The sequence below is a fragment of the Sphingobium sp. JAI105 genome, from assembly GCF_015752145.1.
Taxonomy (GTDB): Bacteria; Pseudomonadota; Alphaproteobacteria; order Sphingomonadales; family Sphingomonadaceae; genus Sphingobium; species Sphingobium xenophagum.
The window spans coordinates 417,096-438,546 of record NZ_JADOUC010000002.1; the positions used below are offsets into that span (position 1 = coordinate 417,096).

At 64.4% G+C, this 21,451-nt stretch carries 22 protein-coding genes; 4 read left to right on the forward strand and 18 right to left on the reverse strand.

Annotated elements, in window-relative coordinates:
• Nucleotides 1-21: 21 nt before the first annotated feature.
• Nucleotides 22-1,704, reverse strand: coding sequence for a GMC family oxidoreductase (locus IWY39_RS19445; RefSeq protein ID WP_107123808.1), 1,683 nt, complete (start codon nucleotides 1,702-1,704; stop codon nucleotides 22-24).
• Between the two features lie 152 nt (nucleotides 1,705-1,856).
• Between IWY39_RS19445 and IWY39_RS19450 the strand changes: the two genes are divergently transcribed.
• On the forward strand, nucleotides 1,857-2,537 hold the full coding sequence (locus IWY39_RS19450; protein WP_196871684.1) for a nitroreductase: 681 nt from the start codon (nucleotides 1,857-1,859) through the stop codon (nucleotides 2,535-2,537).
• 11 nt (nucleotides 2,538-2,548) lie between these two features.
• Here IWY39_RS19450 and IWY39_RS19455 read toward each other — a convergent pair whose 3' ends face one another.
• The 5 genes from IWY39_RS19455 to IWY39_RS19475 are packed head-to-tail and all read right to left on the reverse strand — an operon-like array spanning nucleotide 2,549 to nucleotide 6,808.
• Nucleotides 2,549-3,505, reverse strand: coding sequence for an aldo/keto reductase (locus IWY39_RS19455; RefSeq protein ID WP_107123807.1), 957 nt, complete (start codon nucleotides 3,503-3,505; stop codon nucleotides 2,549-2,551).
• A gap of 38 nt (nucleotides 3,506-3,543) precedes the next feature.
• Nucleotides 3,544-4,347: an IclR family transcriptional regulator gene (locus IWY39_RS19460; protein WP_181316600.1), complete on the reverse strand. Its 804-nt coding sequence runs from the start codon at nucleotides 4,345-4,347 to the stop codon at nucleotides 3,544-3,546.
• 1 nt (nucleotide 4,348) lies between these two features.
• Nucleotides 4,349-5,248, reverse strand: coding sequence for an alpha/beta fold hydrolase (locus IWY39_RS19465; RefSeq protein WP_107123805.1), 900 nt, complete (start codon nucleotides 5,246-5,248; stop codon nucleotides 4,349-4,351).
• A 31-nt stretch (nucleotides 5,249-5,279) separates the two neighbouring features.
• Nucleotides 5,280-5,654, reverse strand: a complete 375-nt coding sequence (locus IWY39_RS19470; protein WP_107123804.1) for a Zn-ribbon domain-containing OB-fold protein — start codon at nucleotides 5,652-5,654, stop codon at nucleotides 5,280-5,282.
• 2 nt (nucleotides 5,655-5,656) lie between these two features.
• Nucleotides 5,657-6,808: a thiolase domain-containing protein gene (locus tag IWY39_RS19475; RefSeq protein WP_107124037.1), complete on the reverse strand. Its 1,152-nt coding sequence runs from the start codon at nucleotides 6,806-6,808 to the stop codon at nucleotides 5,657-5,659.
• A gap of 143 nt (nucleotides 6,809-6,951) precedes the next feature.
• On the opposite strand from IWY39_RS19475, the gene IWY39_RS19480 reads away from it, so the two are divergent.
• A complete protein-coding gene (locus IWY39_RS19480) occupies nucleotides 6,952-7,734 on the forward strand; it encodes an enoyl-CoA hydratase (protein WP_107123803.1) in 783 nt (260 codons plus the stop codon).
• On the opposite strand, the gene IWY39_RS19485 is transcribed toward IWY39_RS19480, so the two are convergent.
• From IWY39_RS19485 to IWY39_RS19530, 10 genes are all read right to left on the reverse strand, one after another.
• On the reverse strand, nucleotides 7,721-8,398 hold the full coding sequence (locus IWY39_RS19485) for a TetR/AcrR family transcriptional regulator (protein ID WP_107124036.1): 678 nt from the start codon (nucleotides 8,396-8,398) through the stop codon (nucleotides 7,721-7,723). The two genes, IWY39_RS19480 and IWY39_RS19485, sit on opposite strands and share 14 nt — an antisense overlap.
• Before the next feature lie 53 nt (nucleotides 8,399-8,451).
• The gene (locus IWY39_RS19490; RefSeq protein WP_107123802.1) at nucleotides 8,452-9,258 is read right to left on the reverse strand and encodes an SDR family NAD(P)-dependent oxidoreductase; all 807 of its coding nucleotides are present in this window, start codon (nucleotides 9,256-9,258) and stop codon (nucleotides 8,452-8,454) included.
• Nucleotides 9,259-9,270: 12 nt separating this feature from the next.
• The gene (locus tag IWY39_RS19495) at nucleotides 9,271-10,050 is read right to left on the reverse strand and encodes an SDR family NAD(P)-dependent oxidoreductase (RefSeq protein WP_196871685.1); all 780 of its coding nucleotides are present in this window, start codon (nucleotides 10,048-10,050) and stop codon (nucleotides 9,271-9,273) included.
• A 9-nt stretch (nucleotides 10,051-10,059) separates the two neighbouring features.
• Nucleotides 10,060-10,533, reverse strand: coding sequence for a VOC family protein (locus tag IWY39_RS19500; RefSeq protein WP_181316598.1), 474 nt, complete (start codon nucleotides 10,531-10,533; stop codon nucleotides 10,060-10,062).
• A complete protein-coding gene (locus tag IWY39_RS19505; protein WP_229380580.1) occupies nucleotides 10,530-11,789 on the reverse strand; it encodes a cytochrome P450 in 1,260 nt (419 codons plus the stop codon). The genes IWY39_RS19500 and IWY39_RS19505 overlap by 4 nt, the downstream gene beginning before the upstream one ends.
• Nucleotides 11,786-12,997, reverse strand: a complete 1,212-nt coding sequence (locus IWY39_RS19510) for an MFS transporter (protein WP_181316596.1) — start codon at nucleotides 12,995-12,997, stop codon at nucleotides 11,786-11,788. Before IWY39_RS19510 ends, IWY39_RS19505 begins: the two co-directional genes overlap by 4 nt.
• Before the next feature lie 316 nt (nucleotides 12,998-13,313).
• Complete coding sequence (locus IWY39_RS19515) at nucleotides 13,314-14,120, reverse strand: SDR family oxidoreductase (RefSeq protein WP_107123800.1); 807 nt, start codon at nucleotides 14,118-14,120, stop codon at nucleotides 13,314-13,316.
• Nucleotides 14,120-15,649: a class I adenylate-forming enzyme family protein gene (locus IWY39_RS19520; RefSeq protein WP_107123799.1), complete on the reverse strand. Its 1,530-nt coding sequence runs from the start codon at nucleotides 15,647-15,649 to the stop codon at nucleotides 14,120-14,122. The genes IWY39_RS19515 and IWY39_RS19520 overlap by 1 nt, the downstream gene beginning before the upstream one ends.
• Nucleotides 15,650-15,737: 88 nt before the next feature.
• The gene (locus IWY39_RS19525) at nucleotides 15,738-16,643 is read right to left on the reverse strand and encodes a crotonase/enoyl-CoA hydratase family protein (RefSeq protein WP_107123798.1); all 906 of its coding nucleotides are present in this window, start codon (nucleotides 16,641-16,643) and stop codon (nucleotides 15,738-15,740) included.
• A gap of 89 nt (nucleotides 16,644-16,732) precedes the next feature.
• A complete protein-coding gene (locus tag IWY39_RS19530; RefSeq protein WP_107123797.1) occupies nucleotides 16,733-17,956 on the reverse strand; it encodes an amidohydrolase family protein in 1,224 nt (407 codons plus the stop codon).
• Between the two features lie 82 nt (nucleotides 17,957-18,038).
• On the opposite strand from IWY39_RS19530, the gene IWY39_RS19535 reads away from it, so the two are divergent.
• On the forward strand, nucleotides 18,039-18,683 hold the full coding sequence (locus IWY39_RS19535) for a TetR/AcrR family transcriptional regulator (RefSeq protein WP_107123796.1): 645 nt from the start codon (nucleotides 18,039-18,041) through the stop codon (nucleotides 18,681-18,683).
• 49 nt (nucleotides 18,684-18,732) lie between these two features.
• Nucleotides 18,733-19,476, forward strand: coding sequence for an NUDIX hydrolase (locus IWY39_RS19540; RefSeq protein WP_181316594.1), 744 nt, complete (start codon nucleotides 18,733-18,735; stop codon nucleotides 19,474-19,476).
• Between the two features lie 9 nt (nucleotides 19,477-19,485).
• On the opposite strand, the gene IWY39_RS19545 is transcribed toward IWY39_RS19540, so the two are convergent.
• On the reverse strand, nucleotides 19,486-20,454 hold the full coding sequence (locus tag IWY39_RS19545) for a 2-hydroxyacid dehydrogenase (protein ID WP_181316593.1): 969 nt from the start codon (nucleotides 20,452-20,454) through the stop codon (nucleotides 19,486-19,488).
• Nucleotides 20,451-21,335: an amidohydrolase family protein gene (locus IWY39_RS19550; protein ID WP_107123793.1), complete on the reverse strand. Its 885-nt coding sequence runs from the start codon at nucleotides 21,333-21,335 to the stop codon at nucleotides 20,451-20,453. Before IWY39_RS19550 ends, IWY39_RS19545 begins: the two co-directional genes overlap by 4 nt.
• Nucleotides 21,336-21,451 lie beyond the last annotated feature (116 nt).

The window sequence follows — 21,451 nt, forward strand, 5'->3', positions numbered from 1 at the left end:
ATGTTCGCATATGTGATTGCGCTACGCCGCCACGGCCGATCCGCGACCCGCTTCCTTCAACAGCATGTCGGACAATTTCTCGCCGATCATGATGCAGCCCGCATTGGTGTTGGCCGACACCAGCGTCGGCATGATCGACGCATCGGCGACGCGCAGCCCTTCCACACCGCGAACGCGCAACTGCGGATCGACCACGCTGCCGTCCTCGCCGCCCATCCGGCACGTCCCGACGGGATGATAGGCGGTGAAGCTGGTCTGCCGGCTCCACTCCAGCAACGCCTCGTCCGTGTCCGGCACGCCAGCGATCGGCGGTAGTTCATGCAGGACGATCGCCGCCAGCGAGGGCTGTTTCAGCAACTGGCGCAAGGCGCGCACCTGAGCGACCATGCCGATCTGGTCGCGCACATCGCTCAGATAATTGGGCGTGATCGCGGGATGCGCGCGCGGATCGGGCGTTATGGCATGGACCGAGCCCCGCGACTGCGGGTCCATCGTGTAGCTGCCAACGGTGAAACCGGGCTTTTTTTCCAGAACGGTCCGCCCCTCCTTCATCGTCGCTTCCATATCGACCGACCCGGCGGTCGCGAACAGTTGAAGATCGGGCATATCGAGTTCGGGGCGCGAGCGCATATAGCCGGTCGCGACGCCCGCCGCGCCCGACAGCAGCCCTTCGCGCGTCAACGCATAGCGGGCGACCTGACCTAGCAGCGGAAGCCCCCGCGCCACGCCGTTGACGCTGGCGACGCCATCCTTCAGCCGCGCCTGGATCGCGACATTAAGGTGATCGCGCAGATTCTCGCCAACGCCGGGGCTGTGCACGATCGTGTCGATCCCCAAAGCGCGCAGCCGCTCGCCATCGCCGATGCCCGACAGTTCCAGCAATTGCGGAGAGTTGACAGCGCCGCCCGACACGATGACCTCCCGTGCCGCAGCGACTTGCCGGATTTTGCCGCCCTGCTCATATTGCACGCCGACCGAGCGCTTGCCCTCGAACAGGATGCGCGTGGCGATCGCATTGGTGATGACGGTGAGGTTCTGCCGCCGTTCCACAGGATGGAGATAGGACGCCGCAGTCGAGGCGCGCTTGCCGTCGCGCGTGATCTGCTGGGTGTAGCAGACGCCTTCCTGGATCGCGCCGTTGATATGGTCCGGGCGCGGCATACCATATTCGACGCAGGCCTCGATGAACGCATCGATCGCTTCCCACCGCCCCGGATAGTTGGAGACGCGCTGAGGGCCGCCGCTGCCCTGCCATTCATCGCCGCCGCGCTCGGCATCCTCGGCCCGCCGGAAATAGGGCAACACATCGTCCCAGCCCCAGCCGGTGCACCCCATCTGGCGCCAGCGGTCATAATCGGTCGGAAAGCCCCGCACATACATGAGGCCGTTGATCGAGGAGCAGCCGCCCAGCACCTTGCCGCGCGGCCAGCTATGCGGTCGCCCGGTGCCAGGATCGACCTGCGTCATATAGTTCCAGTTGACGCGCGCATCCTTCAGCAGGTTGAAATAGCCGGCCGGGATATAGATGTTCAGATTGGCGGAAAAATTGCGGAGATTGTGCAATGGCCGGTCATCGCCGCCCGCTTCGATCAGGATCACCCGGTTCGCCGGGTCGGCGCTCAGCCGGTTCGCCAGGACGCAACCGGTGGAGCCGCCTCCGACGATGATATAGTCGGCAACGGAATCGGTATGATGGGATGCCATGCAAGTCTCTCCTGATGGACTGTCGCCGCGCCTTCTTTTGCGAAGCTGCTTGCGGCGGCCGTCAAAGCCTACACTTCTCGATAGCATTTAATGTGACTCTGAATAACAGAAATTTTGCATGGCTTCCCCCCTGCCGGATCAGGGGCTAGATCATGGAGATGGATGACCGGGCAGAGATGTTCGACATAGTGGTACGTGCGCGCCGTTCGGTGCGCGCTTTCCTGCCCGATCCGGTGCCGCCGGCGCTGATCGCGCGGTTGCTGGACATGGCGCAGCAGGCCCCCTCCAACTGCAATGTCCAGCCCTGGGCGCTTCATATCGCCTCGGGCGCGACGCTCGACCGTTTGCGCGACGCGCTGCTCGCCGCCGGCCGGGCTGGACGCATGTCGCCCGATGTTCCGCGCACAGAGATTTATGAAGGCGTCCATCGCGAACGCCGGATCGGCGCGGCCAGGGCATTGTTCGCGGCGACCGGCGTGGCGCGCGACGATCTGGCGGCGCGCCAGGCGTCCGCGCTGCGCAATTATAGCATGTTCGGCGCGCCGCACGCCTTGTTCCTGTTTCTGCCGCGCGGCTTCGGCTTACGTGAGGCCGCCGACTGCGGCGCTTATGCGCAAACCTTCATGCTCGCGTTGACCGCCCACGGCCTGGCATCATGCGCCCAAGGGGCGCTCAGCCATGATGGCCCGATTCTGCGCGACATATTGCGCGTCGATCCCAACCTCGTCTGCCTGTTCGGCATCAGTTTCGGCTACGCGGATGTCAGCCATCCCGCCAACAAGGCGCGCACCGACCGGGCGTCGGTCGCCGAGGCCGTAACGTTCCACGACTGAAGCCTCGCCGCTCAGGCGGGCGCAGACGCCGCGTCCAGTCGGGCGATGTCGCCGGGCGTCAAAGCGATCGACGGCGCGCCCGCGATTTCGCGCAATTGCGGCAGGCTGGTGGCGCTCGCCAGCGGCGCGACCACACCCGGCTGCGCGATCAGCCAAGCGAGCGCGATCTGCGCCGGCGTCGCGCCATGCCCGGCAGCGACCGCGTCCAGCGCCGCCAATATCGCAAAGCCGCGATCGTTGAGATAGGATTTGGCGATCCCCCGCCCCCGGCTGCTCTTGCCCGCGTCGGCGGCGCTGCGATATTTGCCGGTCAGAAATCCGCTCGCCAGCCCGTAATAAGGCGTGACCGCTATGCCCTCCCGCAGGCAGAGCGGCTCCAGCGCCGCCTCGTAACTTTCGCGGGCGTAAAGATTATAGGGTGTCTGCAACACCGCGTAGCAGGGCAGCCCGGCCTTGCGCGCCACAGCAAGCGCCGTTTCCAGCCGCTCGGCAGAATAGTTGGAGCAGCCGATCGCCCGCACCTTGCCGGCGTCGATCAACCCGCCAAGTGTTTCGAGCACTTCCTCGACCGGCGTTTTGGGGTCGTCCCAATGGGCCAGATACAGATCGACATGATCGCGGCGCAGTCGCGCCAGCGACTGGTCGATGGACGTCAGGATATGGTCGCGCCGCAATGTCGCGCCCGATCCCATGTCCATCCCCACCTTCGTGGTGATGACAAGGTCGTCGCTGCGCCCGCGCCGGGCGATCCACTGGCCGATGATCGCTTCGGATTCGCCGCCGACATGCGGCTGTCCGAGGAAGCGGACATAAATGTCCGCCGTATCGATCGCGCTGAAGCCAAGATCGACGAAGGCGTCGAGCAAGGGAAAGGCATCCGCCTCGCTGACGGTCCAGCCAAAGACATTGCCGCCGAAAATCAGCGGGGCGATCGGCGGAAGCCCCGGTGCGAGCCTGCGATATTCCATAACTATCCCTCCATGTACGACGGAGAGACCCTGGCCTCTCAGCCGCTGTTCTTCAGCACGGCCGAAGCCTTGGCGGCGACGTCGCGCACCACCGCCACCAATTCATTCGCGCGGCGATCCATGCGCTCGACCGGACCCGCGATCAGCAGGGCATGATCGACCCGGCCGGCGGCGTTGATTACCGGCGCCGCTATGCCGATCGAATTGAGCACCGCTTCCGACCGGCTGATCACCACCCCATCGCGCCGGATCTTCTCCAGCCGATCGCGCAGCGCGTCCGGGTCGGTCATCGTGTTGGGCGTAAAGCGTTGCAGATGTGCGGTGCTCAGGAAATAATCGATATAGGCGTCGTCCTGAAAAGCCAGGCTGACAAGACCGGCGGCGGTGCAATGCAGGCCGCGCGTAATCCCCAGCCGGACCGTGTAGCGCACGCTTTCCGGGCTTTCGATCGCGTCGATATAGGTCACCATCTGGCGTTCCCGATCGATCGTCGTGAGGACCGCAGTTTCCTGGCTTCGCGCCCAGAGTTCCTGAGTCGCTTCCTTGAGGGTGCTGGCATCAGGCCGCGTCGCCAGGATTTTGAACGCCAGGTCGAAAGCCCCACCCGCAAGCCGATAGCGCTTGTCCAGTTCCTTTACATGCCCCGAAAGCTGCATACCTTTCAGCATGACCAGCAGGCTGCTCTTGGGAATCTGCAACACTTGCGACAATTCGGTCAGCGACGCGCCGCGCGGCGAATCGGTCAGCGCATCCAGCACGTTCAGCACCCGCCCGATGCTGCGTGGCGAATCCTTGGCCGCCGTGGCTGAAACATTATCCGGCAAGGCCAGATCCTTTGGCACGCTAAGCCTCCACCGAGTCGGAAAGCGGGCGATCAATGGCGGGATCGAGAAATTCGTCAAGCAATTTAAGGAAAAGCTCGGGTGCATCATGGTGCGGCCAATGGCTCGCCCCTTCGATTTCGCGGATGTCGATGCCGGGGATCGCCTGTACGCGGCTGCTCTCACGCGGCGGCGGAGTGTAACTTTGCGTGCCCCATATCATCATCGTCGGCACCGTGATGCTGTTAAACAGCGTGATCAGTTCGGCCTCGCTGCCATCCTGTGGCGGCCGCAGCCGGATCAGATTGTCGAATTTCCAGCTATAGCTGTCATCTTCGTTGCGGCGGACCGCGTGCAGCGTCAGGTGGCGCAGCAGCTCATCCGACAGATGGGCATTCTCCGCGCGCATCCGTGCTTCCGCCGCCGCAAAGCTCTCATACCGGTGCGATGGCCGCATGGCGAAACTGCGACGATCCTCCAGCCATTGCCGCAGGCGATCGGCCACCGGCGCGCTGTCGCTTTCGGGGCTGCGCGGAATACCCGCGCCATCGACCAGCAGCAGGCGGCTGACCCGCTCCGGAAACAGCGCGACATAACGGGCGGCAATCGTGCCGCCCAGCGAATGTGCGACGATCGGGATGCGGTCGAGTTCGCGGATACGGACCAGCTCGCACAGATCATAGAGATAGGCGCTAACCGAATAGCTGCCCTCCGCCGACCACTGACTGTCGCCATGCCCGCGCAGGTCGGGCGCGATGACATTCCATCGTGACGCCAGCGCGCGTGCGGCCCAGTCCCAGGACCGGCAATGGTCGCGCGATCCATGCAGCAGCAAGGGCGGACGGTCGCGGCTTCCCCATTCGACATAATGCAGCTGTAATCGCTGCGAGGTATAGGTCTGGGAAAAGGGGCCGATGTTCACGCCACCACGCTCCCGACCGGCCCGGCCACGACTATGCCGCGACCGTGAAGCAAGGCAGCTTGCGGCTGCCCGCTTCCTCCCAGCGCAAAGTCACCGCCTGCCCGATCCGTAGCCTGTCCGGCGCACTGCCGACGATGTTGGTCAGCATGGTCGGCCCCTCCGCCAGCGTCACATAGGCAATGATCTGCGGCGCATCGCCTTTGCCCATCATCGTATAGCTGTAGAGCGTACCCTTGCCGCTCGCCTCTTCCCACTGTGTTTCGCCAAAGCAGAAAGGGCATAAAGCGCGCGGATGCCAATGCGCTTCATGGCACGCCACGCAGCGGCGGATCAGGAAACGCCCCTCTTCGGCCGCCGCATAAAAGGCATCCGATTCCAGGTCGGCGCGCGGTTCGGGCATCGTCATCGTCACACTCTTTCCATGATGAGCACAGCGCCGCCATGCCGGCCGGCAAGCTGACCACCGATCGCGCTGGCGCTCGCAAGCGCGCAGCCGGGCACCTGCACCGCAGGATGCGCCTCGCCGCGCAGCTGCCGCACCGCTTCCAGCACCTTGGTCATGCCCCCGCGATTATTGGGATGATTGTTGCACAGCCCGCCACCGTCGGTGTTGAACGGCAGGCGGCCGACCCCGGAGATCAGCCCGCCATCGGACACGAAGCGCCCCGCCTCGCCCCGCGCGCAAAAACCCATATCCTCCAGCTGCATCAGCACGGTGATCGTGAAGCTGTCGTAGATGGAGGCATATTGAATGTCGGCGGGCGTGATCTCCGCCATCTCGAAGGCGGGCGGCGCGGCCTTGGCGATGGCGGTATGGCTAAGGTCGACGCGCCCCCCCGCCGTCCCCTTCGCCGCTTCGCCCGCGCCGATCATCCGCACTTGTGGCCGGTTCAGCGCCCTGGCGATTTCGGGCCGCACGACGACCAGCGCGCCGCCGCCGTCCGACACGACGCAGCAGTCCATGCGATGCAGCGGATCGGCGACCATCGGCGATGCCAGCACATCCTCGACGGTCACGACGTCGCGCAGCATGGCGTGGGGATTATGCTGGGCATGATGGCTGGCCGCGACCTTGATCCAGGCGAGCTGTTCGGACGTCGTGCCATGATCATACATATGCCGCCGCGCGCATAGCGCGTAATTGGCGACCGTTTGCGCGCCGAACGGCGCTTCCCAAGTCAGTTCCGGCATCGCGCCGCGGGCGATCGCTTCCTTTTCGGTGCGCGGCCGTCCGGCGAGCGTGATCAAGGCGACATTGCAACGCCCAGCCGCGATCGCTTCGGCCGCATGGGCGACATGCATCAGATAAGATGAGCCGCCGAATTCGGTCGCATCGATATGCCGGACATTCAGCCCCATATAATCGAGCATCGACAAGGCGCCCTGCCCCGGTGCGTCCTCGGCGCAGAAATAGCCGTCCACATCCTTCAGCGACAGGCCGGCATCGGCCAGCGCGCCCGCGGCGCATTCGGCGTGAAGCTGGGCGACGGTGCGATCCGTCGCCTTGCGCGTGGGATGTTCGAAAATGCCTGCGATATAGGCCTGGCTCTTGATGCTCATGGCCGCCATCTAATCCCGCAACCGGCGCGCTTGCCAGAGGCTGCCGGACAATCAGCACATATTGGATAAGGCGCTGTGCCGCTACACAGCCGGCCCCGACATGCTAAACATCCGCGCATATCCAAATAGATGGCGGAGCGACGATGTCCGAACTACTCGAAAGCCGCGACGGCAGCTTGGTCACCCTGACGCTCAATCGGCCCGACGCGATGAACGCGGTGTCGGACGCCATGATCCGCGCCTTGCTGGAGGCGTTCGAGCGGCTGGGCCAGGACGGCGATGTCGGCGCGATTCTGCTGACTGGCGCGGGGCGCGGATTCTGCGCGGGCGGCGACGTCAAGGGCATGGCGAACCGCAAGGACCGCAATTATGAGGAACGGGTGCAGGATCTGCTGTGGAAACAGCGGATCGCGCTCGCCATCCGTTCCTGTCCCAAGGTCGTGGTGGCCGGGGTCAATGGCGCGGCGATGGGCGCAGGCCTCAGCCTCGCGCTCGCCGCCGATTTCCGCGTCGTCGCCCGTTCGGCAAAGCTCGGCACGGCGTTCGCCGCTGTCGCTTATTCGGGCGATTTCGGGTGCAGCTATTTCCTCACCCAATTGGTCGGCCCGGCCAAGGCGCGCGAACTGATGATCCTCAATCCGCGCTTGACCGCGGAGGAAGCGGACAAGCTGGGACTGGTGACCAAGATCGTCGAGGATGAAGGCTTTCTCGACGAAGCGACCGCCTTCGCCCGCACCATCGCCGACGGGCCGCGCGTCACTTGGGGCTATATGAAGCGCAACCTGTTCGCCGCCGAAACCCGCTCGCTCGCCGAAGTGCTGGAGATCGAGGCGCTGAGCCAGAGCCGTTGCGCGATGACCCAAGATCATAAGGAAGCGCGCACCGCCTGGGCGGAAAAGCGCAAGCCGGTGTTTAGCGGCAGCTGACCGAGCGGCCAAGCGGCGCAGCGCAGCAGGCGACCATCATCGCGATCGCCTCGTCCAGAAACGCCGCTTCATCCATCGACGCCCGCCCTGCGGCGATTTCGCAATCGCGATCGAAGACGAGATCGAAGAACAGCCCGGTCGCCGCGCGCAGCCGCCACCGGAACAGGGCGCGCGGCACATCGGGGAAAAGCTCATAGAATGCCGCGAACGCCGTAGCGCTGGCGGGCGATAGCTCCATATATTCCGACCGCAGATCGCGCCCGATCGGCGAGCGCAGGATCTGGCGCAGGAACGCGGCATAATTGCGCCGCCCCGTCTGATCGACCAGCTCATAGACTGGAAGCACCAGCGTGGCGGCGAGCGCATCGGCCTCGCCGCCGCCGTCCGCCAGCACGCGATCGAGCAGTTCGCGCCGTCGCGGCTCCAGCGTCGGCAGGCGCTGCCGCAATATGTGCCGGATCAAGCCATCGCGATCGCCGAAATGATACGCGATCGCCGAATTGTTCGAGACCCCGGCTGCCGCCGTGATCTGCCGCATCGACACGCCGTCGATGCCGTAGAGGCCGAATAATCGCTCGGCTGCATCCATGATGCGGTCGGTAGTTTCCCGGCTGCGGGGATCCTGCGCCGATGCATTGCGGCGCGACGGTCTGGCGACGCTCATGCCCGAACCGGCGTGGCGTGCAAAGGTCAAAAGCGCCCCGACCCCCGGCATGGTCACCCCACGAGATAACCGCCGTCGACGGCCATGATATGCCCGGTCATATAGCTGGCGGCGGGGCTGGCGAGAAACAGGATCGCGCTGGCGAGCTGGATCGGCTGCGCGGTTCCCAGCACCATCCGCCCCGGCATCATGATCGGGCCTTTGGCGACGAACGGCGTCGCGCCCGAACGCATCTTGCGCGACCCCTCCGTATCGACGCCGCCGGGCATGACCGCATTGACGCGGATGCTGAGCGGGGCGAACTCCGCCGCCGCCGTTCTCGTGATGCTGTTCACGCCGGCCTTGGACGAGTCATAATGGGTGTTATTGAAAATGGTCGGATGCGCCGTGCCGATCGTCGATATGTTGACGATCGCGCCGCCCCGTTCTTTGCCTTGCGCCGCCATCACGCGGATGGCTTCGCGCATACATAGAAATGTGCCGCGCGTGTTGATCGCGTGCATCCGGTCCCAATCCTCGACCGCCATCGTCATGAACTCGGCCTTCGGGCGGTAGGCGGCGTTGTTCACCAAAACGTCGATTCCGCCGAAAGCTTGGACGGCGGCTATAGCCATTGCTTTGACCCCGGCCTCGTCCGACACATCGACCTGCACGCCAATCGCTTCGCCACCTTCGGCGACAATCGCTTGCGCGACGGCATCCGCGCCTTCGCCGTCCAGGTCGGCGACAACCAGCTTCGCGCCGGCATCCGCCATCAGGCGGGCGGTCGCCTTGCCGATGCCGGACGCCGCGCCAGTGACGATCGCCACCTTGTCGGGAATCGCGAACAGCGAACGGAGCGTCGGATCGGAAACGGGCATGGATAATCCTTTTTAGGAAACGAGGAAGCCGCCATCGACGGCGATCAGCTGGCCGCTGATGTAGCGTCCGGCGGGACTGGCCAGCAGCAGGACCAGCCCGGCAATGTCGGCAGGCTTGCCATAACCGCCGATCTGCCGCTTCGGATCCTTGCCGGGTCCGGAACGCGGCGCGCTGGCGTCGACGGTTTCGGTGATGATCGCGCCGGGCAGCACGGCATTGGCGGTGATGCCGTCCGACGCGAAATCGAGCGCGCAATTGCGCGTGAACTGATTAAGGCCCGCGCGCGAAGCGGAATAGGCGCCATTGCCATGCAGCACCGGATGACGGCTGCCGATCGTCGTCACATTGATGATCCGGCCCCCGCCACGTGCCTGCATCAGCGGCACGCACGCCTTGGTGGTCAGGAAGGCGCCGCGCAGGTTGACGGCCTGGACATGGTCCCATTCGGCGACATCGATGTCGAGCGTCGGGCGATTATGGTTGATGACGGCAGCATTGACCAGAATGTCGATGCCACCGTGCCCGCTTGCGACCTCGGCGATCGCGCGCCGGATCGACGCCTCATCCGTCACATCCAGCGCGACGCGGGCGGTATCGCCTTCCTCTTCGCGCGGTACGAACGCGGCGACCCGGTCGGCATCATCCGCCAGCACCACCATCGCGCCGGCCGCCGACAGCACCGCGCCAATCGCCCGCCCCATCCCCACGCAGCCCCCGGTGATAAGCGCGACTTTTCCCGCAAGGTTGAACATGGCCGCGACCTGAGCGCTGCCTTCGATATTTTTGGTCATGATGATCCCTCAGTCGCGCGGAATGTCATCGTAAAGCGACAGCGCCTTGCCCTGCAGCCAGACATATTCGGAATAAATGCCAAGATCCGCGCGGGTATCGACATAGGCATAATGGAGGTCGCCCTCCATCACCGACCCGCCCATCGGCACGGCGAGGCCCAGCGCGGCAATGCCCTGTTCCAGCCGTTCCCATGCCTGCGCATCGGCGATCCGCCGCCCCAGATGGTGCAATCGCGCCACACCATCGCCTTGCGGCATATGGTCCAGATACAGGCGGTCGCCTTCCGGGCTCGGTTCGATCAGTTCGATCATACTTTCCCCGGCATAAGCGTGCGCCGTGCGCATCCGGGGATTGGGCTGCCGCACGCGCCAGCGGCTGATGCCATAGCGTTCGCCGAGCAACTGCTGCGCGCGTTCCAGGTCGCGGGTGGTGAAGCCAAGCTGATAGAGGCCGTCCAGCGGCAAATGCGCCGGCGCAGTCATGCGACGTCCCACAGCAGATTGAGCGTCGTCACGCCATTGACGCTGCCAGCATGGGTTGCCGCCGGCTTGTCCGGGTCGAGCCGGAAATCGGGGATGCGGGCCAGCCATTCCTCCAGGAAGATGCGAACCTCCGCGCGCGCGAGCGGGGCGCCCACGCATTTGTGCGGCCCGTTGCCGAACGTGTTGTGCGCAGGCTGCCCGGCATCGTCGAACAGTTCCGCGCGGTCGAAATCGACTGTGAAGGGATTGGGATGCTTACGCTCATCGATGGCCGACAGGCCGATCGGCACCAGTATCATCTCATCCTTCTTCATCGTCACTCCCTTGCGCTCGACATCGTGGAGGATCAGTCGGCCAGTGTTCGACAGGCCGTGACGGCGGAGAAATTCCTCGGCCGCGCGTTCGATAAGGTCCGGTTCCGCGATCAATCTCCGCCGATCTTCCGGATGCTGCGCCAGATGCATGGTGATGAACGACATCATGCTCGCCACCGTGTCCAGTCCGCCGAAGAAGACGAGCAGGGCCATGCCCATAACCTCTTCCTCCTTGGCGAAGCGGGGATTTTCCCGCCACTTGACGATCCGGCTGAGCAGGTCGCCGCCCGGCGCGGCGGCGCGCTCATCCAGCACCGAGCGCAGATAGGCGGAAATCTTGCCGAGATAGCGAAAGCGGGTTTCCATATTCTCCGCCTGCATCCAGCGAACCGCCCATTCGACGAATTCGGCGCGGCGCTCGATCGGCAGATCGACGATGCCAAGGAAGATGCTGACGGGCATCACCCGCGCGAATTCGCTCACAAATTCGCAGCCGCCGTGTGGCTTGATCTGTTCGATCAGTTCGACGGTCAGCGCGCGTATTTTGTCGTGCAGTCCGGCGACTTTGCTGGGCGTGAAGGCAGGATTGAGGATAGCGCGATACCGCGCATGGTTCGGCGGATCGACCGTCAGCGGCGGCATGATCATCGGCGTCAGGCCGCGCGGAATATTGAAGACCTCATGGCTGAAGGTCGCGAAATTTTCCTGCACCCAGCGAATGTCGTCGGCGCGGGTCACCACCCAATGGCCGCCATTGCGCGGCGTCCAGACGATGTCCGGCCCCGATTTGAGCCGCGCGAGAGCGTTATAGACCCCCTCCTCTATCCCTTCGGGATTGCGATAGTCGAAATCCACGACATGCGCGTCCGGCACATGATCGGGCTTGGGCACGCTGCCGAAGTTCGGGCCGGCATCGCCATAGGCTATCTGCTCTGTCATCATGGCGTCCTTTGCGTCTGGAGTTGGGGATAGCGTCCGAGCGCCAGGAAGGCGGCGACCGACAGGATCAGCGAACCGATGCAGGCGAGCAGGCCGATGCGATAGTCACCGGTGGCATCGTAGACGAAGGCCATGCCGACATGTCCGACGATGCCGAACAGGATGTTGCACAGGATCGTCAGGCCATAAATGCGCGAATAATGATTGAGGGGATGATAGCGGCGCACCAGAAAAGCCACGAGGTCGATCTCCGCCCCCTGCGCCATGCCGATCAACGTCACCGCCGCCGCCAGCAGAGTCAGCGACGGGTCATCCAGCAGCAGGATCAGCAGGCCACCCACGGGCGCCAGCGTCACGACCGCTGCGACCAGTGGCGCCCAGATACGATCGACGAGCAGCCCGGTGATGACCACGCCCAGAATCACCGATCCGGCCAGCAGACCGGTCAGCATCGCCGCCTCGCTTCCGGCAAGCCCTTTGCCCGTCAGCAGCGGTTGAAGCTGGCTGAGGATCGCGGTGATCGGCGCATAGCCGAAACCCGCCGCCAGACAGATCATGATCGTGCGCCAGCCGATTGCTCCGCCAATCACGCGGGTCGGCCGGCTATGATCGGCGGCCGGAACACCACCCGCCGCGCGCTTGACCGGCCTGACCCCGAAGAAGCTGACCGGCAATCCCACCAGCAGCAAGATGGCCGCGAGCAGCAGGAAGCCGCTGCGCCAGCCATAGCCGGCAATGACCGAATGCAGCAGGCTGGGCAGGAAAATGCCGAACAGCGACAGGCCGATGCGCGTGCTCGCCAGCGCCAGCCCGCAGGATGCGTCGAAACGCTCCGCGACCACGCGGGTGAACGCCAGGCCCGTCGTCAGCAGGCCAACGATCTGGAGAATGAAATATGTGCCGTAGAACAGCGCCAGGCTGCCATTATTGAGCGCCATTGCGCCATAAGCCAGCACCGTCGCCACGATCGCTGCGAGCAAAGGGCGGCGCACGCCATAGCGATCGAGCAGCATACCCGCCACGGGCGAGAGCAAAGCCGCCACGATCAAGCCATTCTGGGCGATCGCGATCTCGCCCCGGCTCCACCCGAACGCCTGCTGCCAGGGCTGGATGAACTGGCTCGCATTATATTGGAACATCGAATAGCCGGTCGCGACACCGATCGACGCGGTCAGCGCCGCAGGCCAATGCGCGCGCCATTCGGCGCGCATTGCTGAGTCCTTGGGCCGGGAACCTGCCGGCACGGCGCCGTTCAGCATATCAGGATTTGCCGCCATAATCAGAACTTACGGCCGTGACAGCGAACGGCGGTGCCGATCGCGGAAACGCTCATCCTCGTCGGACGCGAACTTCATCACAGCCTCTCCGATCATTCATCTTATTTTTGAGACAGATGTCTTAAAAGGATGAATGGCAGATCATTGGCTGCGGCGCAACGCGCGCCATCATCACATGCGTGATCGCTAAAATGATTTCGAGCCAGATGGACTCATCTGGCGGCTCGGAAATCACGACAAACAGGGAAAATCAGTCGGCGGAAGACCCGGCCGCCGCTGCGACAGACGCCGCAATCTCCGGCAGCGTAGGATTGCGCCGCAAACGCAGCCCGCCGGTCACATGGAAGGTCTCGCCGGTCATGAAACATTCGTCGCTCACCGCGAACAATGCGGCATTAGCGATGTCGTCGATCGTGGTGATGCGGCCCAGCGGATATTCGCGCGCGAACGCCTCGATCGTGCCGGGACGCAGCATCTTCGCTGACATCGGCGTCACGGTGAAGCCGGGCGACACGATATTCGCGCGGATGCCCTGCGCACCAAACTCGTTGGCGACTGCGCGGGTAATCTGGTTCAGCGCTGCTTTCGCACCCATATAGGGCGCATGGTTGGCGAACATGATATCGGCCACAGCGGACGAAATGACGAGCAGAGCGCCGCCCTCCGGCATCGCCTCGATCATCGCCTGATAGAAGAATATGCCGCCCTTGACGATGATGGCGTTCATCTCGTCAATCTCGCGCTCGGTGGTTTCGAGGAATGGCGCGGACTGTCCGGTTGCCGCCGCATTCACCGCAATGTCGAGCCGTCCAAATCGCTCGCGCGCGAAGCCCGCCAGCGCGCGCAGATCCGCCTTGCGCGTCACGTCGCACGCCATCGCCTCGCATCCGTGGCGCGCGGCGAAGGCGGCAAGTTCGGACTCCTGCCCAGCGGTCCGCCCCGCCGCCACCAGCTTCGCGCCCTCGGCGATGAAGCGCGCGGCGATCGCCTGTCCCATATTGTCGCGACGCGACGCGCCCAAGACGATGGCGACCTTGCCCTCCAGCCGCCCGGCCATCAGCCCGCGACCTGCGCGCGCAGCACCTTCTTGTCGATCTTGCCGTTCGCCACGCGCGGCAGCACAGTGACGAACTCGACATATTTTGGACATTTGTAGCGCGCGATCAGCGACCGACTATGTTCGATCATCGCCTCTTCGGTGGCGGATACGCCCGCTGCCAGAATGACATAGGCCTTGACCGCCTCGCCCCATTTTTCGTCAGGAATGCCGATGACCGCCGCCTCGATCACGTCGGGATGCTTGTGCAGCGCGTCCTCGACCTCGCGGCTGTAGATATTCTCGCCGCCCGATATGATCATGTCCTTCTTGCGGTCGACCAGATAGAGGAAATTATCCTCGTCGAAATAGCCGACATCGCCCGAATGCATCCAGCCGTCCCGCAGCGCCTCGATCGTGGCGGCGCTGTTGTTCCAATAGCCGGAGAACAGATTGGGCGATCGGAAAACCACCTCGCCCGACACGCCGGTCGGGCAATCGTTGCCGTCATCGTCGCAGATCCGCACCGTGACATGCGGCGAGGGACGCCCCACCGAACGCAGGCGCGTGGCCGCCTTCGGCCCGGCGTCGGGATCGACCTCATAGCGATACATGCCCGCCACCCGGCCCTCGGTCATGCCGTACTGGATCACGAAAATCTTGCCGAGCTGTGCGATCGCCCGTCGCATCAGTTCGGGCGAGGCCGGCGCACCAGCGACCATCCACGCCTGCATCGACGACAGGTCGTAATTGCCCGCCACGTCGAGCACGGCCTGCAACATCGTGCCGACCGTCATCGTGCCGTTGATCTTCTCGTCCTGAATATCCTTGAGCGCGCGCTCCGGCGTGAAGCTGCGATGCAGGACCGTGCGCCCGCCGCGCAATTGCTGGGCCAGGCGCGGGCCGTTTGCGCCGTTGTGGAATTGCGGCGAATGCACCAGCCAGCTGCCGCCCTTGATGATCTCGGTCTCGGTCGCGGTCAGTTCCGCCCCCGCCAGCGCCGCGCGCTGGGTAACCATCGCGCCCTTAGGCCGGCCGGTCGTGCCGCTGGTATAATAAAGATAGACGATGTCCTCCGGCCGCGACCGGATCGGCGGCCCGGCCGGGTCGCCCGCCGCGACGAACGCCTCGAATGGCTTGGCCCATTCGATCTTGCTACCGCCGGCCAGTTCGAGCCAGGTCAGGCCGGGATGCGCCGCGCGAAACCCTTCGGCAAGCCCGGCCAGGTCTGGCTCCACCGCCACCACCTTGGGCTGGATGTCGCGCAGCATATAATCGACTTCGGCGGCGGCGAGTCGAAAATTGACCGGCACCGCGACGAAGCCGGCAATCTCGGCCGCGCCGAAAATATCCCACGTCTCCTGGCAGTTCATCGCCAGAATCGCGATGCGGTCGCCACGCCGCATACCGGCGGCGTAAAGCTGCGCCGCTAGCCGGCGCGACCGGTCCGCGAACTGCGCATGGGTCAGACGCCGCCCCTCGTAGAGAAAGGCTTCGAGAGGCCCGAAATAACGGGCATTATGTTCGATCAGATCGCCGATGGTTTCCATGCCAGACCCTTAGCCGACCGGAAGCGGGCGCAATATGCTCACGCCCGCTTCGGTCATGCTTATCACTCTTGTGATGGACACCACCGCCTCAGCCCAATGTGCTGAGCTTTACCACGCTGTCGCCGAACAGCGCATCGCGATTCTTGAGCGCCTGCTTCAGGCCGACCTCGCCGACATCCTTGCGGAACTGCGTGCGCAGCGGCCCCTGCGCCAGATGCGCGCGCGCATCGGCTTCCGCAGCGAAGCGCAGGCTGGTCTTGGCGCCCATCAACTCAAGCTGCATGTTCACGACACGCTTGTGAGTCGAGAGAATTTCCGCATCGACGCACGCGATCCGGCGCGCCATTTCCGCCACCACGGCGTCCAGTTCCTCCGCCGGATAGGCGTCGAGCACCAGGCCGATGCGCGCGGCGTCCGCGCCCTTCAGCGTGTCACCGGTGAACAGCATCCGCTTCGCCCATTGCGGCCCGACATGATAGAGCCACAGGTTCGTCGGCGGGGTGCCGTTGGCGCGCGCCGCCGGGAAGCCGATCTTGGCGTCGTCCGCCGCGACGATGATGTCGCAGGACAAAGCAAGGTCTGTACCGCCCGCCAGGCAATAGCCCTGCACCTTGCAGATCATCGGCTTGTGCAGGTCCAGCAGGATCGCGGTCAGCGCCTGCTGCCGCTCCAGATGCCAGCAATCATCGTCGATCGTGCCGTTGCGACTGCGATAGAGGGCGGCATCATATTCCGGCTCCTCATCCTTGCCCCCGCCATAGCTGCCGCCCAGATCGTAGCCCGCGCAGAAATCCCGGCCCTCGCCCTGCAACACGATGACATGCGCATCGGCCAGGTCGTCGGCTTCCAGCAGCGCCTGATGCACTTCGGTCAGCAACTGCTTGCTGAGCGTATTGCGCTTGTCCGGCCGGTTGAGCGTGATCCATGCGACATGATCGCGCACGTCGAAGGTAATGGTCTCGGTGGATTTCAGCCATTTGCGCGTTTGCGTCATCAGAAAGCCCCTCTTCGCCAGCTTATGGGAATGCGCCGTCAGCCCTGCATATCGCGGAGCGCCGGATCGCTTTGGGTTCTAGTGAGGGTTCAGCCGAAGATGAAGCGCTTGCCGTTCTCATACATGATTTGTCGAACGGTATCGCCATCGAGTCCGCCGCACGCTTCCTCCGCGAACAGCGCCGGCCGCTCCACCCCTTCCTGATGCGGGTAGTCGGACCCCATGACCAGATATTCGCTCGAACCGGTCTGCTCGATGATCGATTTCAAATCATCTTCCGGATAGGCGACGACCGACACATGCTGCTTGAAGATGCGCGATGGCCGGTCCTTGAGCTGCCCCGCCGGCCAGAAGCCGTTCTTCGCCATGCCGCGACATTTATCCATCTTGATCAGCATCGATGGCACCCACTCGGCACCATTTTCCGCCGACATCAGCTTGATCTTCGGAAAGCGCGCGAAGAAATTCCAGAAAATGAAGCTTGAGATGGTCTCCACCACCGGCCGTTCGGAATAACCGTGCATCCACACGAACGCAGTCTGTCGCACGCGCGACTGCTGCACCTTCTCGCCCCACACATTCATATGATGTTTCATATAGATCGCTTCGGACACATGGAAAACGATGCCCACACCCGCCTCGTTCAGGATCGACCACACCGGATCGAAATAAGTGTCTGCGGGTGAGCGCCCGTTGATCGGACCCATCGGGATCAACACCGCGCGCGCGCCATTTTCCACCGCCCATTTCGCCTGTTCGACGGCGCGGTCCAGATCTTCGAGCAATAGCAAAGGTGTCGCGAAGATGCGATTCTTGTAGGCGAACCCCCAATCCTCAAGGAACCAGCGATTATAGGCCTGGGTCACTTCATAAGCGGGGATGGACTCGTCCAGATAGCTAATCGAGGCGATCATCGACCCGACGAACAGGATCGCACCCTCGACGCCGAACTCATCCATCTTCGCGATCCGCGCGTCGCGCTCGTACATGTCGGGCGTGCGGGGAATGCGCATATCGACATTCTCATTCCCCTCCTTCATGGCGCGCAGCCATTCGTGCAACTTGCCAGGCGGGGGCACGCGGCCATCCTCGGTGTAGATTTCGGAAGAGACATGAACCTTCTTGTCGCCGACATAGAGGGCATATTGCCCATCCTCGCCGGTGCGGAAGCGGACCGACCAGCGATCGCGATATTCGGCGGGCAGATAGCGGCTCCAGCTATCCTCGACTTCATAGAGATGCGTGTCGCAGTCGAAAATCGGACCAGTATAGGCTGGCTGGATATTGCTATCCTGCTTGAGCATCGTTGCCATCGTCGAATCCTCGCAATTTTGCCATGTCGTGCCCCGATGATAGAAGGAGTGGCTATTTTGTCAAACGATCGATTGGGTAATTATGCAAAAGTCCGGTGAACCCCTGTCCGATGCCGCCGCACCACCGCGCGGCAGGGGGCGTCCGGTCTCGCCGACACGGCGTGGCGAAATGCTCGATCTGGCGGCGGCGATGTTTGCGAAGGATGGCTATCACGGCACCAGCATCCGCGGCCTCGCTGAACGCGCCGGCATCAACGCGGCCAGCCTCTATCATTATTTTCCTTCCAAACAGGCCGCGCTGTTTGAAGTCTGCCTGGCCGGCGCGGAACAATCGGCCATCCGCATCGAGCGGGTGATGGCGACGCATGGCGCGATGCCGACGCGGCTGTCGGCGATCCTTGAAGGCCATGTCCAGGATCTGGAAGTCTATAGCGATTATCGCCACGTCTATTTCGAGCAGCGCAGCAATTTGTCGCCAGAGCAGCTCGCGCTGATCGATGCGGTGTCGCGCCGTGTACGCAGCGAGCTGGTCGCATTGTTCGAGCAGGGCGCGGCGGCGGGCGAACTGCATCCTGACCTCACGCCGCGCCAGGCAACGCTGACCTTCGTCGCGACCTTGCGCGCGCTCACCCAATTCTATGTCGAGGGGCCGCCGCGCGATTATGCGAGCATTGCCGATGGCCTCACCCGCGTGATGCTGCGGGGCCTGTCATCATGCATCGGATGATATGGGGCGTGGAGTGGCAAGGCCCGGATACGGTCCCTATGCTCGCGCCATGACCGAAGCCCACATACCCGCCACACCGCGCCCCGCCGCGACCTTGCTGCTGTTGCGCGAAGCGCCGCTCGAAGTGCTGATGGTCCGCCGCAACAGCCGGGGCACTTTCGCCTCCGCACTGGTATTCCCCGGCGGCGTCCTGTCCGACGAAGATGGCGCGGATGCGTGGCGCGGCCTGATCGACTGGTCCGGCGCGGACGGCGCGGAGCGCGACCTGCGCATCGCGGCGCTGCGCGAGACGTTCGAGGAGACCGGCATATTGGCGATCCTCGACGCTGACGGTGCAGTAACGACGTTCCAGCCCGACACCGCAAATGCGCCGTTCATCAACGTGGTGCGCGCCTCCGGCGGCGTGCTGCCGCTCGACCGGCTAGTGCATTTCGCCCACTGGATCACGCCGGAGAAGGCGCCCAAGCGGTTCGACACGCATTTTTACTTGTTGGCCGCGCCGGATTGCGATCATGCCTGTAGCGACGGCGCGGAAACCGTCGCGCTGGAATGGCGCGGCCCGCGCGATGTCCTCGATGCCGAGCCGGCGCTGCCTTTCGCCACCCGGCTGAACCTCACGCGCCTCGCCGAAAGCGACAGTCTCGCCCACGCGCTCGAAGCCGCCAGCGCCCGCCCGCGCTTCACCGTCCTGCCGCAATTTGTTCAACGCGAAGATGGCGCCTTCGTCTGCATCCCGGCCGAGGCGGGCTATGGTATTACCGAAACGGCGCGCACCGGCACCCTGCCCGGCTGAATCCCTCGCCTATAATGTGATTTCGGCGTTCCAGTCCCCGGACGCGAACAGCCGCGCGAGATTTGCAAAGCAGAAGTCGAGCTTGTCGGCAAAGGTTTCGACTTGGGCCGAGGCGCAATGCGGCGTGACAATGACGTTATCGAGCGCGAGCAGCGGGTCGTCCGGCGCAGGTGGTTCGGGATCGAACACGTCCAGCCCGGCGCCACCTAGCCGCCCTGCCCGCAGTGCGGCGACCAGCGCGTCTTGATCGATCAATGCGCCGCGCGCGGTATTGATGATTGCCGCCCCCGGCTTCATCGCCGCGATTTCCCGCGCGCCGATCCGATGGCGTGTTTCCGCACCGCCGGGAAGATGCAGGCTGACAATATCGGCCGCACCCAGCAGGTCGGTCAGCGCAACGAAGTGCAGGCGCAATGCCGCCTCTTGCTCCGCCGCAAGCCGGGTGCGGCTCCAATAAAGCAAGGTCACATCGAACGGCGCGAGCAACGCCGCGAGACGCCGCGCGATCGCGCCCATGCCCACCAGGCCGATCATACTTCCCGCCAGCCGGTGCGCGGTCAGTCGCTGCCCAGCGGAATCGAACCGGCCTGCCCGCATCGCGCGATCTACCTGCACCAGCCCGCGTCGCACCGCCAGCATCAGCATCACCGCATGTTCAGCCACCGCCTGCGCGCTGCCGAGCGGGCAAATGGCCAGGCGAACACCCCGGTCGCGCATCGCGGCCACGGGAACCCGGTCCTGCCAGCCCACCCCCACCAGTTGCACCGCGCGCATCGCCGACGCTTCGATCAATTCGACGGCGGTGAACAAATGCCCCCCGGTGATCGCACCCTGCGCCTGCGCCAGCATCGCCCGCCGCGCCACGTCATCGCCGGGGGCGGCGGTTAGCAGGCTCAGCTCCGGTGGACAGCGGGCAGCGACGAACTCTGCCATCGCCGCCGATGCCGGCGCCAGCCAGGCGACCGGCGTCGGACTCATGGCAGCCGCCATCCCGACCAGTCGAGCAGCGCACCGCCCAGGATCAGCCGCCGCGTCTGACGGTCGATCGGCAGCGTCTGCGCGAAGAAGCGCTGACATGCGGCATAAGCGCAGGGCAGCCGGGTCAGGTCGGACCCCCACATCAGCCTGTGCGGTCCGAACGCATCGATCAGCCGCAGCACCGGATCGACCAGCGATCGGAACGGGGGACCGTCATCCGCATAGCAAGGCAGCGCCGATAATTTCACGACGATATTGGGGAAGCCGGCCAGCGCCGTCAGTCGGTCCAGCGCGGCGATCGCCTGCGCGCCCTTGCTGCCCGACGGCAGTGCGCAATGATCGATCGCGATGCGCAGCTCGGGGTGGCGCGCGGCGATCGCCGCCGCCTTTTCGCCGATACCCGGCAGCGAAAGCATCACCGGCTTGCCCGCCGCGATCAGGGCGGACCAGAGCGGATCGTCGGGATCGGCGAGTCGCGCCGCCAGCGCCGGCGTGTGGAAGGTCAGGCGAAAGCCCAGCATGGCCGGGATCGCGCTCGCCGCATACAGGCTGTCGCGCCAGTCCGGGCTTTCAAGCGGCAAGCGGCCCATGACCGCGAAGCGCGTCGGGTGCGCCGCCGCCGCCGCAAGGGCGAGATCGTTGCGATCCCCTTCCCAGGATGGCGGGACCAGAATCGCCGCATCGACGCCCGCCGCATCCATTTCCGCCAGCGCGTCGGCCGCGGAGAAAGGCTGGTCGCGCTGCGGATGCCCGGCCCGCTCGGCGGGCCAGGGGCGATCGGGCCGGTCTTCGCCCCAGATGTGGATTTGGCTGTCGATGATCCGCATCTCTGCGTGATAGGCGGAGCGCCATCGGCGGAACCAGCATGACGCATCAGTCATCACGCATATGTTACGCACGCCGAATTATCCAATCGATCGTTTGACAAATTATCGGATCGATTTTAGCTTCGGTACCCGACCCTCTGAATAACGCCGAAAAGGCCAAGGAGCAGGAT